Below are 17156 nucleotides of genomic sequence, written 5' to 3'. Positions count from 1 at the left end.
GGCTCCTTTACCACTCCAGCCTCAGGTGAAAGTTACCAGCAAGTTAAACATAGCTGGATTTATTTTGCCGCGTTTCAGTATTCCTTTATTTTTCAATAAATTAACTTTTGGCTCCTTTACCACTCCAGCCTCAGGTGAAAGTTACCAGCAAGTTAAACATAGCTGGATTTATTTTGCCGCGTTTCAGTATTCCTTTATTTTTCAATAAATTAACTTTTGGCTCCTTTACCACTCCAGCCTCAGGTGAAAGTTACCAGCAAGTTAAACATAGCTAGACATTCTTATTCTCACTGAAAAACGAGCTACAGCTACGCCCAGTATGGAATATATTTCATGTAACGAGGCGCAGTCGTAGGATCAGCTGGTTTTATAAGGTGCTTATTCACAGCCAAGCTAATTAATCTTGAAATAGAGGCTATAGACGAATCAGATAATCCAAAACGCCCTCTTAAAGATTTATTTGAAAGTTGCTCACCCTGAACATATTTAATACAACAATGCAAATAGCAAGCCCACAATTTATCTTCTATAGAAAGATCTGTAAAACTTTTATGAGAAAAGAGTGTAACCTTTGTGCTTTCTTCATAAACATCAATAATAGGTGCTGGCAAATTATAAAGCTCACAAGCAATAATAATTTTATCCCACCCTGTTCCCAACTCCTCGCAAATACGCAAACATCTTAATAAATTAGCCAATTTCTCATTGCGTGAACGAGGAGGATTATCAATTATTCTTTTAACATCAACTAAGGGAACTCCGGGATTGGTAACTTCAATTCTATTATCAAAAATTTCAACTAATGGGCCAGCCCCTGAAATAGAAAAATCCTGATGAATTAAAGCATTTGCCAAAATCTCTCTAATTGCGATACTTGGAAACGCTGTATGAGATTTTCTAATTCCATCAACGATCTCTTCACATGAAGGCAACAAAGCTTCAATAAACTTTATTGTGTTTTCAAAATCTTCCGCATAGCCTTTTGTTCTGGTTTCTTCTTTTAAAAGGACAAGTTTACTCTTCCCCTCATACTTAACGACACGCAAAGCTTTTCTGTAAACTTTAGGAAAATCATGAAAATCCTTTGCAAAAGCAGTAGCACCTAAATTTGTAATAGCAAAAAGGCCGTTGTCTTGCTTAACTAATACGCCTTCTTCAAGCATATAATGCGCAATTCCCTTCATATCTGAAGGAATTGGAATATTTTTCCTGTCAAAATAAACAGAATAATCTAATTTACGGACAGCATTTTCTTCTGTTAAATCAATAAGAGCATATTGCTCCTCAAATTTTTCATTTCGAATTTTATCCCATAACTGAACTTGGACTGCAGGATATTCATTTAACCTTTTTGTATAACTTCCTATCCGGATATATTCGGTCTTTTCAAAGGTTACAGGAGCATGCTCTGCCTTATAAACAACTAAAACACCAATATTTTTATCATTAACTAATACAGAATGAAATTCAAAGTCTGCATTTTTGGATAATAAATTACGCAACCAGCTTTCTATCTCTTGATTTCCCTTTTTCAGACTCTGCAAATCTTTTTTAGTGCCGACAATACTATGGCTCTTATCATCTATTCCCCATAGCATGTAAGCACAACTTCTATCTTGTAAAGCAGCGCTATTAGCTAATGCACTAATATCTTGACCAATCATTTTAGGATCATAATTATCACGCTTAAATTCAACCCACTGAGTTTCATTTGGTAATTTACATAATTCCAATACTAATTTTTCTAAATTTTCCACATTAACCTCGTACACTAGCTTTTTATAAAAATATCTAAATATAGTTAACTCTTTTGAAACCCAGCAAGTAAATCAATATTATCTAACAAAGTAGACAATCGGAAATATTCATCAAACTTACTAAAGTGGTTAGATATTTTTTCCCAAAAATCTTCTTCATCAAAAACAACTGGCTTGACATTAAAAAAATTTTTTAAATCATCTAAATTATTTATTTTATTCTCTCCATATCCATATCTGGCATTTAAAAATTCACTATGTTTTTGTAAATCATAATAGTATACTAATAACATAGCAACCTCATAGATTATCAATGAATGATCTGGCTGAGGTGGATTCAACATTTTTTTAGGAAAATTATTTTCAAAATATTGAAGAAGGCTTTGTATTGACAACGACGCATCTTTAATTTTATAAAAAAATTCAGAGTCTTTAGTTCTAATGAAACATAAAATAAAATATAGTCTAGGATAGACAATACTATTTAATGAAAATTGATACATGGTTAATCTAGTGTATGAATATAATCTATCAATAAACCTTAAATTTAAGTTTAATGATTGACAAAATGAATATGCAAACTTTTTAAAAACCATATCATCATATATAAATTCTTGATACTGTTTGCGCTCTTTATTTTCTAAAAAGGAATTATAACCATAATGATCATATAAAAAATTACAATAAGTCTCGATATTAGGTTTAGGCAAATGATACTCAAAATCTATAAAACGCCTTAAGTATTCTTCTGCGTCAATCGAGTCACTCCCATAATAACCTTTAATGGCAGCGCATAATGCAGTCCTATTTATCGCTAAAACAAAAACAACATTACTCTCCTCAAAAAGATGTTTTATCGTTTCTAGAACTGAAACCGCATAATGTGGATTACATCTGTCCAACTCATCAATAAAAAAAACAATAGGATGTTTTTCTGCGTGTTCATTTATAAAAGATTTTAGCTCTTTTTTTAATGCATCTATATTATGCTTTTGCTCAAAAATATTACTTATATATGCAGAGGCTATATTTTCTAATTCATCAACAGTATTAGGAGCAAACTTAGAAATATTTCTTAAGACATTTGAACCAAAATCTTTAGTTACATCTACAACCAATTTTCCTAACAAACTCTTAAGGCCTTTATACTCTTTACTATCTTCAGACACTAATTCTAATAATTTATGCACAATAGTTATAACTGGATCTGCAATATAATCCGTTTCCCATGCATTATAAAACAATACCTCATAACCAGAATTTAATAGGTCTTTTTCCCACATTTTAATAAATGTGGTTTTTCCTGTTCCCCATTCACCATTAATAGCTAACACACAACCTTGAGAACCATATATATCTATAATTGATTTTAACGTTTCTCCTACTGACTTTCTTTCTAACTTATCATTTAGATATGGATCTTCTTTGGTTATTTCAATATCAAATCTTTTTAACATTATTAATTCCTTATTTACAACAAACTACTATTTCTATCATTTATTTTTCTTTAAAATAACTTATAACATCATTTTCTATGAGTGAATCTGTTATTGGCACAGGTAAATTTAAATCTTCATATGCTAATTTTGTTAACATATCTAATGCATCTTTAAATAATTTATCTATATCTTCATTAGAGACATTATTTCTATAATTATTTATTTTAATTTTCGTTGAATCCTTTTTAATAATTTCATTATGAGCAAATAATTTATTTCTTAAACAGCCTATTCTTTCTAAGATCCCTTTTTGCCTATTGTTAAACTCCTCTACTAGATATTTTGCCCTATCCGGTAAATGTTCTTTTAAATTATGCACTGACGCAACGCTTTCACTGCTTTTATCATAAAAAATTGCTGATAATTGAATAAGTAAATATTCCTTTAATTTTATCGCAATAATCTTATCAACCAGCTGATCTGTCGGATCGTCCTTTTTTAAATTTTCCCACCAAATTCCATATTGTTTGACTAAAGTAAATGTATCAAGAGCACCCAATAAATTATCTTGCAATTCCATGAAAATTATTTCTAATTCTGATTCAGGTTCTTTTATCAAATTTTTATAATCATATCCATCTTCACTCATTGTTAACATCTCCTCCTATTTAAGAACCAATCTTCCTCTAACATTATCTAATCTATAATATTTAATTGTTCCATTAATAATTCTTTCAACAACTTCGCATGCTGTTGCTGGACTTACCGTAAACCATTCCTTTGGACGATAAAGCTTGCCTGTATGGTCTTTTAACTTAACATTAAGTCTCTGTGAATTTAAAACAGCATGGATCAAACGCTCAAGATTGTGCGGGTCAAAGTTAAAGCATTTATATTTTTTTACGATATCTACTTTCCCTTCAAGATACGTTGGTTCTTTTTCGGCATTCTTTATTCTTTCTTCCACTGAAGTCGTTGAAAAACCGATTTTTACTAAGCTACTTGATTGCACAAATTCGGTAATTGCCGGATTAGTGCTACGTGACTGCAAAATATAGATGTATCCTGTATGAATATTTGATTCATCTCCTGCTCTAATATTCTGAAGGTGCTCTTTAACTTGCTTTAAAAAGCCTGCACCTTCAGCAGTTTTTGCAATAATCTTTTTTGAGTCCTTTAACTTTCTAACTTCACGATTTAACGATTGATCAAATGGTTCATGCTCCAAGTGATTATCAAGAATAATTCTTACGCGTCTTTGTTCTTTCTGATGTCCTGTTACAAAGCGAGCAGAATGTTCATCAACAACCAATCTATAAATATTATTTACAAGAAAAATGTCTCCAACATTTATTTCCCATGCTTTGCCGTTTACAACAGACTCAAAACCTAAATCACCTTTACGCAGTAAATCTTTAAGATCTGCAAAGATTTTTTCGTACTTGTAAAAGTCTTTACACTCAACAAGTTGAGCTATTGAACCATCTGAAGATCTTGCTCTTGAGACAAATTCTCTTTTAGGTCCATGAAAGCTTAAGTCAATTTCTTGACCTACATCATCTAGTAAACCAAGAGAGTCATCAGCAAAAATATCATCAAAAGTAGTTAGTCTTTTTTCAGTAATTTTTTCTTGAGAGTTATTAGCACAACTTTCTTTGCGTCCTTTATTTTTTAAAGTCGTCTCAAAATGACCACCCAGTAACTCAAGACATTGCTGATATTTATCAGGATCTTCCTTTTGTACTCTTTCAAGCTCTACTGTAAGGGCTAATTCTGATGGAAAATCATCATTAGGTAGTCTTTTTTCTTTTTTTATAAAATCAATTAGTTTTTTAAAGTCATCTTTTTTTTCAAAAGTTATTGTTTTACTCGTTTTCAACTTTACATTGGTCAATAGACCCAAAGAATCATCTTCAAAAAGCTCATCAAAACTTGATGGAGGAAGCTGTTCTTTTTTTATAGCTATTTTCATTACTGTTCCTCTTGCTCTGCTGCAAGCTTTTGAGCTTTTCTATTTCTAATATAAGCTAAAACTTCCCCAAGCCTTCTTTCATAATCATCACTGCTATGCACATCAGGCTCTCTATTATGTTTTGCAACAAAAGTCTTAATGCTTGGCCACAAAATCAAAGCCTCCTCCTCAGTTACATGAGCTCGGGAAGATACTGCAATATCCTGAATTCTCTTTAAAGTGGGAGCATCAACAACTTTTGATATAAATTCATAAGCCCCCATAAAAGGGTTGGTCTGCATTATAAGATTTATATCAAGATCGTCTAAATTCATAAATCTACGCTGATTACTGTCAACAAAGGTAGTACCACCTTCTTCAGTAACAAAAGGAGCAGGAGCATCTACAATATTTTCCGATCCTTTTTCACCATCACCCCTAGTAGTATTTTGAGACGGCTTTGGATTAAAAATATCCTTTTTATTAAGCTCAATAACTATAGCTTGCGAAATTGCCTCGATATCTTGAGGTAATAATTCGTCCTTAAATTTTTCTGTTAAAACGCATTTTATAATCTCTTTTACTCTTTCATTGTTAAGACTATTAGGATCACACGCTAAAACGTTTTTTATGTCTTCGCTGTTTAAAACATCAGCGGTTAAATCAAAAATACCTTCTTTTAAAATCTCTTTACCAGTATCACTTAAATTCAATTCTGAATCATCAATAACAATAGATGGCCCATTTTCATCATCTTTATCCGTCTGGTCGCTAGCCGCCCTAAAATGAATATTAGGCACTAAAACCTGCTCCATCAATAAAGATAGAGTAATTGCTTTAAGCAAGCTATTGACAGAGTCAGCAACATCATCCTGTAGGGCATCAGGCTTTCTTATCAAATTAATAAATTGTGCATGATCTTTACCTTCACAATCACGAGTGGCACGTCCAATAATTTGCACAACTTCAGTTAATGAACGTCTATAACCAACAGTCAACGCAACCTCACACCATGGCCAGTCAAAGCCTTCCTTTGCCATGCCTAAAGCAATGATGATATCTAAATCATCACGCTTTGTTACTTCGCGTAAGGATTGTAATGTAATGCCTTGCCACTCATCATCTGTAACTAAATCTGCAACTTTTAATAACCGACTATCTTTGGTTTTTAATGTATAAATTCCAGTTTTTTGATCTCTAAACTCTACCTCACCGATTATGTCAAACACATTGCCTACTTCGTTATATTTATCCTTTGTTGACTCAGATGAATTAACACTTGGTATGTGCAAAATCGTTTTTTTATGCGTATCTAGGACCTCAGCTACCGCGTCAGTCCATCTCCCTGTATAAAAGGCATAATTAATACCCAATGACTTTAAATACTTATAGCCATTAAGCTGTTCATAATAAGTGTATGTAACTTTATCAAATTGCTCTTCATCCTTAGCTTCTAATACCGGAACACTATCACCTCTAAAATAAGATCCGGTCATGGCAATGATATGGGCATCAGTATCATGCATTAATGACCTAATCACTGTTCCAAGTCTATTACCGGCATCCGCTGACACATGATGAAACTCATCTATTGCAATCAGAGCTTTATCTAATTTTGATTTGTCCTGAAGTTTGTCATAAAAATAAATTAAAGTTGGATGGGCACACAGCAAACATGATTCTTTAGGATCATCTAAAAACTGCAAAACCTTTTCAGATTTGCTGAGATCGCTGCCTGGTCCGCATAAGTTATATTTTGGATTTACATGCCAATTAGCAAAAAAACCATGAGAAATTAAATCCGTATCTTTAAAACTTGAGCCAATTGCCATCTGCGGAACAGCAACAATAACCTTTTTAATACCTTGATTAACCAGTTTATCAAGTGCTAAAAACATCAAGGCTCGAGATTTACCGCAAGCAGGAGGTGCTTTAATTAAAAGATATTGAGAATCGCGTTTTGCAAAGGCACGTGCCTGCATTTCACGCATTCCCATATTGTTTGAATTTGTACTACTGCCGTTTGCTGCAAATTGATAATTACCGATGTTTTCAACTCTTATGCTCATAGCCTATGCTCCACATACGCCTAAAATTTACTTTTTAGTCTTTGATGATTTCTTATTTGTTTCTAACTCTTGAACTTTCTGATTATAAAGACCAAGCAAAAATGACAATCTTTCTTCATCAGAAACAAAAGGTTTATTTCTATAACAAGACTCTACTAAAGCATCATTGCATTGGTGTAGTTCAAGCAACTCTGTAGGCATTGTTTCAGGGTTATAAAGTTCAGCCAATGATTTTTTAGTGCTGAATCTAAATATTAAAATATCTTTAGCACTTTGTTTTAATTGAACTTTTTGCTCATCTGTAAAATCAGGCCAAATGAAAGTGTTATAAGTTAAATCGCGAGAATATCTATAACCTGTACCTAATCTTCCTGAAGTTAAACGCATCCAAACCATATGCATGCGAGAAACAATTACTGAGAAAGTAATATAATCACCGTCAGGAATCAAAAAAGCCAGATTACTAACAATTGTATCCTGATTAACTATATCTATAGGAATATATTCACGTCTTGCTGAACTTACTGAAGGTACAACAATTGCTGATTTAGGATTTTGCTGTTCTCTAAAAGACCAAGGTTTATTCCTTAGTTTATATGCATCTCCTGACTGTTTTGATTCTTCTCTATATTTTCTGCAAGCATTAACTTTTTCCATAATATACGGGATTTGTTCCCATTCAGTACGATTTTCTTCTTTTAACCACAAACAATATCTGTGCCCTCCATTTATTAATTCATCGCTGCCAACAAATTTTTTAAGAAATTTTGTGGCAGGATGTGAAGAATTAATTAAATTTTGACCTTCTTCATATGATAAAAGTAAATTTCCTCCGTCTGTTGGCTGAGAGCCTCTGCATAAATTAAACTTTGAACCAATAACATCCTTCTCTGATCTAACAATAGTTAAAGAATCATCCTCTATCAAATAAGGCGAAATATTTTTAACTTTTTTAGCTAAAAGTAAATTATCTTTATTTATTTCATATAAATATTTATTTTTAACTTCATCATATGAAAAACCAACAATAATACACGTTACAGTTGCTGCATTTGTAGCTGCATTTGTCCATGGAAATGAAGTATAGGCAAAATTTATCCTAATACCTTTATCAAACAATAGAGACCATAACGCGGCCACTTGTACTCTTTGACATATAGAGTTAGTAGCTACAAAAGCTGCTTTAATTTTTTTGTTGACCAACATGAAATCTGCTGCTTTTACAAACCATGCTGTAACAAAATCAACAAGATTAACTTTGTATTTTGGAGGATATACAGCTCTTAACCACTTTTTTTGCTCTTCTGTAGTATAAGTAGTACCGCCAAAAGGAGGATTACCTAAAATGTAATCACAGTCTTTTGCTTTTATCACATCATTCCAATCCGTAGTTAAAGCATTCCATGGTTTAATAGTTGCCGAACTTTTAAGCGGAATTGATGGAATAGTCTGTCCAAATTTTATAGCGGTCTCCTGATTCATCACATGCTCCATAAGCCACATGGAAAGATGTGCAATTTCAGCAGGCCAATCCTCAATCTCAATGCCGTAAAACTGATTGATATTTACTTTAATGGCATCTGAAATATTAAGAAAACCATCAGTAAAAACTTGTTCTAAAATCTTATTTTCAAGACGCCTTAGCTCACGATAGGAAACAATTAAGAAGTTACCACAACCGCAGGCAGGATCTAAGAACTTTAACGATGCAATCTTGTCCTGTAACGCTAAAAACTTCTTTTTTCTTACTGATTCTTGTACATAGTTTTTATCGATATCATCAAATTCTACAGTTAACTCATCTAAAAACAGTGGCTTTATAAGTTTTAAAATGTTTTCCTCTGATGTGTAATGAGCTCCCATATTGCGGCGTTTATCAGGATCCATTGCATTCTGGAACATTGCACCAAATACGGCTGGAGATATTTCTTTCCACTTTAATCTTCCGCAATCTATAAGCTGACTTCTGGTCTTGACATCAAACTGCGGCACAAAAGATTTTTCTCTAAATAAACCACCATTTACATAGGGAAATTGCAAAATTTCATGTGGAATATGCTTTAAATTCTGACGCCTATCTTCAGGAGTATCTAAAACGGTAAATAAATCGTAGAAAAATTGCTGACAGTCGCTACCATCTTTTGCTGTCAAAGATGCAAATGTGGTTGAGAAAACATCTTCTTGCTTTGAAAAAATACCTGTATCTTCAGCAAACAGACAAAATAAAACTCTTCTTATAAATTCATTTAAGCTGTGTAAATTTTCTTTTTGTAAATGATTATGCGCAGCTAAGGTTTCAAGTAAACGCGTTAACTTTACACAAGCTCTTACATCAGCGTCATGCTCAGATTTAATTATGACTTTAGAATGATCACCAGTAAGCGGCAATAAAAAAGTATAAAATTGCGGCAAATCTGCGTAGTCAATAGTTATTTGATCGTCTTCACTGCGATTATAAAGACATATGGCTGTTGGACCTGCTGCAATAATAAAAGGAATATCATTTTTAGTATTTTTAACAACAGACAATTCCTTTATTTGATTGATACTATCAGCAACGTCATCATCATTTTTTAAAAACCTAAAGTACACTCTTTTCTTTAAAGCAATATCTCTACGTACCAAAGAATCGTCTATAAAATCTTCAGCAAGATTATATGAGCGATTATTATCAACAGCTCCTTTTACATAAGACTTTGCTGTTCCGTAAATCGTCATCAGCTCACAAAAAAGAACCTCAAAATCAAATTTCTTTTCTAGTTTTTTTACTAATTTCTCAAGTTTAACGATAATGGTGCCATCTGCCATAACATATCCTTAATCAAAAAAACTTTCTGATATTAATTTATAGAATAGGGCTTTGATTTCATACTGATTACCAATAATTTTAACGCAATACTTATCAGTATAAAAATACTATGGATAGGGTTTTATATCCCTTTTTACCAAAGCGCCTTGAGGCTAAACCTGTTATCTTAAAAGCACAACGAGAGCGTGACACGCTCTCGTAAAAACTCAAAAAGTGAAACTACCACCTAAAATCTTTGTGAATTCCCTTTTCATCAAGATAGAGCTGCCTAGCTGTTTCCCTTAACTCTTTAAATTTACAATTTTTAGACTCCGAGTAAAGGGTGTGCAATTTCATAGCCTGAAGCTTCTCTTCAAGCCCTTGTCTTATAAGAGCTCTATCTTGATGTAAGATTTCCTGTTCTTCTCCGGTGACATGAAACCGCACCAGTAAATCAAACAATTCTTTTTCTATCAGAACTTTTGCCATTTTGTTTATTCCTAAATCAAGTTGCAACTTCGCAAGATCGCAAAATCCTAGAGTTTTGCAAAGTTGCGAACTTGCGAACATGAAATTATTTTTTAAGTTCCCAATACCATTGATTACCTGATTTAAAGCATGAAATATTAAGTTTTTGCTTGGCATTCCACAGCGTCCGGCTTTTTATACCTTTTACTTCTGCCTCGGCATCAATGATTGTTTTGCTGACAGGGCCATTAGCTAAAACCTCAGCTAAAAAATCAACAGCATTTGTTACTTTGCTTTCACGCATTGTTGATGACAAAAGTTCATCGGCACTGATATCACACTCACCGCGCCAGATAAAACCTTCATTTTTACTAAGTTCAAAACATAAGGATTTACCTTCTGGCGCAAGTGAGCTTTTAACATGGCAGACAACTCTAAGTTCAGGCTTGTCTTTTATTCTCCCAACTAAAAGAACGCTTCGTGCTGCAGCTGCGATGTCAATTGACCCAAGACCTCGATAAGAGGATTTTCCCGAGCTGTTTTTATTCATATGTCCAATAAGCACGATTGCACTGTTGTACTTTTGCGCAATAACAGAAATTCTTTTCATGATGGGTCGAATTTCATTAGCTTTATGCATATCAATATTTGAACCGATATAACCCTGAATTGGGTCTAAAACCACCAAGCGTGCTTTAGTTTTAACGATTGCAGCTTCAAGTCTTTCATCAAGCATGGATAAAGGCATAACGCTTTCATCAATGACGTTTACATAACGACAATCTGCCCCTGCAGCTATAAGCCTTGGTTTAATCGTATCGCCTAAGCCGTCTTCAGCTGTTTGATAAATCACCTGCTGCGGCTCTGACGATTTAATGGCAAATTGCGATTTTTCATCGCTATCAAAAACATTCTTCCCTAAAGTTAATCGCGCAATAATTTGCAAAAGTAAGGTGGTTTTACCTTCTCCCGGATCTCCCTGCACAATTGTCACTTTGCCGTAAGGAATAAACGGATATAAAAGCCATTTAACCTCTTCAACCGCAACATCTTCCATGTTGATGATCTTAAGCGGCACTTTGGTATTTGCGTTTAAAAATTCCATAACTATCCTTAAACGCAGCCTCACTTTGCTATAATGAAGCCACGTTATTTTCCCAAAATAACTATTTTTTAAGTAGAGAGATTAGTTGTCCGACTAACTCTCTACACTCAAGTAAAAGTTCTCTTAAATCATCTTTAACATCCTTCATTTCAAGAGCCTTTGCCAGACGTTTTATTTCAAGGGACAACCTGTCACTTGCAAACTTGCCGGCAGTAATCTCTATCTTTTGATGAAGTAAAGAATCCAAAAAGAATGTTGCCTTGTTTTTGCCACTTAAAAGAACACGTTCTTTAATGGCTGCAAGCTCTTGCGCTGATACCCTAAAAGCAACAACTATCGGCCTTTTTCTTTGATACCTCTCAGCTTTCTGTTTTGGCATTTATGACCTCCAACGTTGTGATCACACTATCTTGCGAACTTTTATATAAATGAGAGTAAGTATTAAGCGTTGTTTCAATTCGCTTGTGCCCAAGCCGGTCGGCAATTAATTTTGCCCCTAATCCCATATTTACCAAAAGAGAAGCATGAGAATGCCTTAGATCATGAAGGCGGATTTTCTTAACCCCTGTACGTTTGCACACCTGTTGCATCTCATAATTAAAGTAGTGCTTCGTGTATGGAAATAGTCGCTCTCGATCATTTACCTCATAAATATGTGAAAAATAATCTTCTAAATCTTCAATCAAAAAGTTAGGCAAACTGACAATCCTGGTACTGTTTAGAGTCTTAGGTTTAGTAATTACATCCTTACCTTTTATTCTCTGATATGATTTTGAAATAGACACCGTCTTAGCTTTTAGATCAAAGTCTTTAGCATTCAAGGCTAAAAGCTCTCCAATGCGCATCCCGGTCCAAAAGAGCAAATTAAAACCAATATAAGCATCCCAGTTGTCATAAAGGCCATCAGCAAAAGTTTTAAACTCTTCAACCGTCCAAAAGTCTTTGCTAACAGCATTTTTTGACCCAATAGATCCGGCTTTTGTGCAAGGATTTACTTTTAAGTCATAAAAACGCACCGCGTAGTTAAAAATAGTGCTTAATTGATTGTTTATAGTCCTTAAATAGGTTTCACTATTACCCTCGGCAATCATTACAGCCTGCCATTTTCTAATATCAACAGCAGAAATATCGCATACTGCTTTGTCTTTGAAATACGGCAAAATTTTTGTAGTCACTATTTGCCTCTTCGTCATAATGGTGTTCAATTTAAGGCGATGCGCCATGTCTTCAAAATAGGCATCAACAAGAGAGTTAAATGGCATATTTAGATCATCAGATTTTTCCAACGCAAAATTGTCAAACCATTCTTTTGCTTCTCGCTTAGTTGAAAACCCTCTTTTTGAAGAAGCACAATTCTGTCCCTGCCAATTAACAAATCGATATTGAACTCGCCATTTTCCATTTGGCTCTTTAGAAAAACTTGCCATACCTATTCTCCTGAATCCAAACCATAAATTTTCTTTTTAAAAAAGCTATATGGAACCTTTCCCGCGACAACAATAAAGCCGTCTTTTTTAAGTTCTAAATTCATAGTACGGATGAGCTTGTAAGCATGTCCTAAAGAAATGCTCATAATTGAGGCAACATCTTTTGCTGTTACAAATATTTTTTTGTCCATAGTGATCTCCTTAATTTGATTAATCTAAAAGTAGCGTTATCGCTACTGTGTTTATATTATATGGTAGCGCATTCGCTACCGTCAATATTTCTTTAAAAAATTTTTACAAAATGAAATAATTAGAGAAAGAAAGGAGCTCTATATGGAAATAAGCGATCGCATTAAGCTGCTGCGCAAAGAATTAAAACTCACGCAAAATAAGCTTGCTGAAAGATCTGGCATTCATCTTGTTTCAATAAAAAAATATGAAACCAATAAGATGAAGCCTGAAAGACACGCACAAGAATTAGCCGCAGGCCTTAATGTTTCTGAGATTTGCATCAACGGTGCAGATAGTCTTGGTTTAAGAGTACAAACCAAAGGCGATGTATATGCTTTCCTTATTTCCCTCATACACGCAAAAGCTTTTTGCCTTGATGGAAAATATGGGGACAATGGCAAATTAATGCCTGAAACAATCAAAATATCATTAAATTCAGCAATAAATTACTTTATTTATCCTGACACAAGTACTGTCCGGCAAAACCTGCAAATAACCAACCTTGAAATTTTGAGAAATTTAAGTGAATGGCATTATTTATACAAACAAGCCACAAAAGAAAAAGACGAAGAAAAGAAACTACAATTAAATGATGAGTTGGAGACTTTTGAACTTAAGCTTTTTAGTCAGCAAAAATCTTTAAAATAAAAATGTAGTCAAATTGCAGTCACAAGATATAAAAAAGCCCCTAAAACAGCTTTAAATTTAGTGTGTTAGGGGCTAATTTATAACTATTCCCACTCAATAGTTGCAGGCGGTTTACCTGAAACGTCATACACAACGCGGGAAATGCCGTTTACTTCATTAATGATGCGATTGGATACGCGGCCTAACAACTCATAAGGAAGCTCTGCCCATTTTGCGGTCATAAAATCGATGGTTTTAACGGCACGCAATGCTACAACATAATCATAACGGCGACCGTCACCCATAACACCTACGGAACGGACCGGAAGAAATACAGTAAAGGCCTGACTTACTTTCTGATACCAACCTGAGCTATTGAGTTCTTCCATGAAGATTGCATCAGCCTGACGCAGCAAATCAAGGTATTCGCGCTTAACTTCACCTAAAACGCGAACGCCAAGGCCGGGTCCCGGGAACGGGTGACGCTGCACCATCTTCTCAGGCAGACCGAGCTTAACACCGATACGGCGAACTTCATCTTTAAAGAGTTCACGCAGCGGCTCTACGAGCTTGAATTTAAGATCTTCAGGCAAACCGCCGACATTGTGATGAGACTTAATGACGTGAGCTTTTCCGGTTTTGGCGGCAGCTGATTCGATAACGTCAGGATAAATAGTTCCTTGAGCCAAGAAATCAACACCTTTAAGCTTACGAGCTTCATCAGCAAAGACATCGATGAAGGTATGACCGATAGCTTTACGCTTAGCCTCAGGATCGGAAATGCCTTTTAATGCGCTCAAGAAACGCTCTGAAGCATCAGCATAAACAATGTTAAGTCCCATGTTGGCAAACATGTCTTTAACCTGCTGTCCTTCATTTAAACGTAAAAGTCCGTTATCAACGAACACGCAAGTAAGCTTATCACCGATTGCCTTATGCAAAAGCAATGCGGTAACGGATGAATCAACACCGCCTGACAAACCTAAAAGCACTGTGGCATCACCGACTTCACGGCGGATACGAGCAACGGCGTCATCAATAATTGCCATCGGAGACCAGAGTGCGTTTAACTTGCAAACTTCAATAACGAAACGACGCAAAAATTCACCGCCCTGTTTGGTATGAGTTACTTCAGGATGGAACTGTACGCCAAAGAAGTTGCGTTTTTTGTCATAAACTGCGGCATACGGACAGGTATCGGTAGAACCTACAACATCAAAACCTTCAGGAATAGCTGTAACCTTATCACCGTGACTCATCCACACATCAAGTTCATGTTTTCCTTCATGATCGGATAAACCGTCAAAAAGCGGACACTCGCCTTTAATTTCAACAGCGGCATAACCGAACTCGCGAAGATTTGAACCTTCAACCTTGCCGCCAAGCTGCACAGCCATAGTCTGCAGACCGTAGCAAATACCTAAAACCGGAACGCCGGCTTCAAACACCCAGGAAGGAGCGCGCGGAGAACCTTCCTCAGTGGTTGATTCAGGACCGCCTGAAAGAATAATGCCTTGAGGAGCAAAATCCTGCATATGCTTAAGATCGGCGTCCCACGGCATAATTTCGCAGTAAACGCCGATTTCACGTACGCGGCGAGCGATTAATTGAGTAACTTGAGATCCGAAATCTAAAATTAAGATCTTCTCGGAATGAATATTGGTGCTGTTCATTGGCTCAATCATCTGTAAAGGATAAAAAGGGAAAGAGCCGCTATAAAGCGGCCCTTTTATTTGAATCAGTGGCTCTGATAGTTAGGAGCTTCTTTGGTGATGGTAACGTCGTGAACATGAGACTCACGGATACCTGCACCGGTAATGCGTACGAACTTAGCCTTAGTACGCAGGTCATCAATGGTAGCGCAACCGGTTAAACCCATTGCTGAGCGCAAACCGCCCATCTGCTGATGGATAATTCCGCGCAGAGAGCCTTTATAAGCAACGCGGCCTTCAATGCCTTCAGGAACAAGCTTATCAGCAGCGTTGTCAGAAGACTGGAAGTAACGATCGGCAGAACCTTTAGCCATAGCAGCAAGTGAACCCATACCGCGATAAGACTTAAAGGAACGGCCCTGATAAATTTCGATTTCACCCGGAGCTTCTTCGGTACCTGCGAACATGGAACCGACCATAACGCAATGAGCACCTGCGGCAAGGGCCTTGGCAATGTCGCCTGAATAGCGGATACCGCCGTCAGCTACAACTTTAATATCAGTACCTTTTAAAGCCTCGACGGCATTTGCGACTGCAGTCATCTGCGGAACGCCGCATCCGGTAACGATACGGGTCGTGCAGATTGAGCCCGGTCCGATACCGACCTTAACGGTTGAGCAGCCTGCTTCAGCAAGGGCGATTGCGCCTTCGGCGGTAGCTACGTTACCACCGATAATCGGCAGCTGCGGATACTGTTTTCTGATGCTGGCGATACGATCTAAAACACCCTGGCTATGACCGTGAGAAGAATCAATCAAAAGAACGTCGACCCCTGCTTCAACCAAAGCCTTGGCACGAGCTTCGTTGTTGCCGGGACCTGCACCGATAGCGGCACCGACGCGCAAACGGCCTAAAGCATCTTTACAGGCATTAGGTTTATTGGCGGCTTTCTTAAAGTCTTTAACGGTAATCATGCCCTTTAAATGGAAAGTATCGTCAACAACCAAAACCTTCTCAATGCGGTGTTTTTGCATCAAGCCGATCACTTCTTCCTGAGATGCTTTCTCACGCACGGTGATAAGGCGCTCTTTCGGGGTCATCACCTCACAAACTTTCTTTTTAAGATCGGTCACGAAACGAACGTCACGACCGGTGATAATGCCTAAAAGATTATCCTCATCATCAATTACCGGGAAACCTGCAAATCCGTATTTTGCCGTCATATCGCGGACTTCGGCGATAGTGGCGTTGGGATGAACGGAAACCGGATGAGTTACCATACCGCTTTCAAAACGCTTGACGCGAGACACTTCTTCGGCCTGGCGCTCAATTGACATATTCTTATGAATAAAACCGATACCGCCTTCCTGAGCTAAAGCGATGGCTAAATTGGATTCGGTAACGGTATCCATTGCCGCGGAGATAAGCGGAATGTTAAGCTGTATATTGGATGTTAAATAAGTATGTAAATCTGCAGTATTGGGCAAAACGGTGGAATGAGCGGGAACTAATAAGAGGTCATCAAAGGTAAGAGCTTCTTCAACGATACGCAGCATAGAGACTCCTTTAACTTATTAATGTATAAATTAACCGAGAATTATATCAAAATCTTGCAAATTTTTGGTGAAGTTCAAAATTTTTT

At 36.1% G+C, this 17156-nt stretch carries 15 protein-coding genes; 2 read left to right on the top strand and 13 right to left on the bottom strand.

Annotation, left to right across the window (positions count from 1 at the left end):
• On the top strand, nucleotides 1-208 hold a 208-nt coding region (locus QZ019_RS00960; protein WP_295481701.1), incomplete at its 5' end, for a hypothetical protein.
• Nucleotides 209-308: 100 nt separating this feature from the next.
• Here QZ019_RS00960 and QZ019_RS00955 read toward each other — a convergent pair.
• The 11 genes from QZ019_RS00955 to QZ019_RS00905 form a co-directional block, all read right to left on the bottom strand.
• Nucleotides 309-1757, bottom strand: coding sequence for an ATP-binding protein (locus QZ019_RS00955; protein ID WP_295481699.1), 1449 nt, complete (start codon nucleotides 1755-1757; stop codon nucleotides 309-311).
• Between the two features lie 44 nt (nucleotides 1758-1801).
• Nucleotides 1802-3214: a P-loop NTPase fold protein gene (locus QZ019_RS00950; RefSeq protein ID WP_295481697.1), complete on the bottom strand. Its 1413-nt coding sequence runs from the start codon at nucleotides 3212-3214 to the stop codon at nucleotides 1802-1804.
• 40 nt (nucleotides 3215-3254) lie between these two features.
• A complete protein-coding gene (locus QZ019_RS00945; protein ID WP_295481695.1) occupies nucleotides 3255-3845 on the bottom strand; it encodes a hypothetical protein in 591 nt (196 codons plus the stop codon).
• A gap of 15 nt (nucleotides 3846-3860) precedes the next feature.
• Nucleotides 3861-5168, bottom strand: coding sequence for a GIY-YIG nuclease family protein (locus QZ019_RS00940; protein ID WP_295481693.1), 1308 nt, complete (start codon nucleotides 5166-5168; stop codon nucleotides 3861-3863).
• Nucleotides 5168-7216, bottom strand: a complete 2049-nt coding sequence (locus tag QZ019_RS00935) for an ATP-dependent helicase (RefSeq protein WP_295481691.1) — start codon at nucleotides 7214-7216, stop codon at nucleotides 5168-5170. Before QZ019_RS00935 ends, QZ019_RS00940 begins: the two co-directional genes overlap by 1 nt.
• A 27-nt stretch (nucleotides 7217-7243) precedes the next feature.
• Entirely contained in the window at nucleotides 7244-10024 is a 2781-nt protein-coding gene (locus QZ019_RS00930; RefSeq protein ID WP_295481689.1) for a DNA methyltransferase, read from the bottom strand.
• Between the two features lie 220 nt (nucleotides 10025-10244).
• Nucleotides 10245-10493, bottom strand: coding sequence for a hypothetical protein (locus QZ019_RS00925; protein WP_295481687.1), 249 nt, complete (start codon nucleotides 10491-10493; stop codon nucleotides 10245-10247).
• Nucleotides 10494-10578: 85 nt separating this feature from the next.
• Nucleotides 10579-11577 (bottom strand): AAA family ATPase, encoded by a 999-nt coding sequence (locus QZ019_RS00920; RefSeq protein ID WP_295481686.1) that lies wholly within the window; start codon nucleotides 11575-11577, stop codon nucleotides 10579-10581.
• Between the two features lie 61 nt (nucleotides 11578-11638).
• On the bottom strand, nucleotides 11639-11956 hold the full coding sequence (locus QZ019_RS00915; protein ID WP_295481685.1) for a hypothetical protein: 318 nt from the start codon (nucleotides 11954-11956) through the stop codon (nucleotides 11639-11641).
• Nucleotides 11937-13004 (bottom strand): site-specific integrase, encoded by a 1068-nt coding sequence (locus tag QZ019_RS00910; RefSeq protein WP_295481684.1) that lies wholly within the window; start codon nucleotides 13002-13004, stop codon nucleotides 11937-11939. The genes QZ019_RS00915 and QZ019_RS00910 overlap by 20 nt, the downstream gene beginning before the upstream one ends.
• 2 nt (nucleotides 13005-13006) lie before the next feature.
• A complete protein-coding gene (locus tag QZ019_RS00905; protein WP_295481683.1) occupies nucleotides 13007-13195 on the bottom strand; it encodes an ICEBs1 excisionase in 189 nt (62 codons plus the stop codon).
• A 142-nt stretch (nucleotides 13196-13337) separates the two neighbouring features.
• Here QZ019_RS00905 and QZ019_RS00900 point away from each other — a divergent pair, with 142 nt between their 5' ends.
• Complete coding sequence (locus tag QZ019_RS00900) at nucleotides 13338-13883, top strand: helix-turn-helix transcriptional regulator (RefSeq protein WP_295481682.1); 546 nt, start codon at nucleotides 13338-13340, stop codon at nucleotides 13881-13883.
• An 83-nt stretch (nucleotides 13884-13966) separates the two neighbouring features.
• On the opposite strand, the gene guaA is transcribed toward QZ019_RS00900, so the two are convergent.
• Nucleotides 13967-15535 (bottom strand): glutamine-hydrolyzing GMP synthase, encoded by a 1569-nt coding sequence (gene guaA, locus QZ019_RS00895; RefSeq protein ID WP_295481703.1) that lies wholly within the window; start codon nucleotides 15533-15535, stop codon nucleotides 13967-13969.
• A gap of 65 nt (nucleotides 15536-15600) precedes the next feature.
• Nucleotides 15601-17070 (bottom strand): IMP dehydrogenase, encoded by a 1470-nt coding sequence (guaB, locus tag QZ019_RS00890; RefSeq protein ID WP_295481681.1) that lies wholly within the window; start codon nucleotides 17068-17070, stop codon nucleotides 15601-15603.
• Between the last annotated feature and the right edge of the window lie 86 nt (nucleotides 17071-17156).

It is taken from the genome of uncultured Succinatimonas sp. (genome assembly GCF_905203285.1).
GTDB lineage: Bacteria > Pseudomonadota > Gammaproteobacteria > Enterobacterales > Succinivibrionaceae > Succinatimonas.
This window is presented reverse-complemented; position numbering and strand designations above follow the sequence as displayed.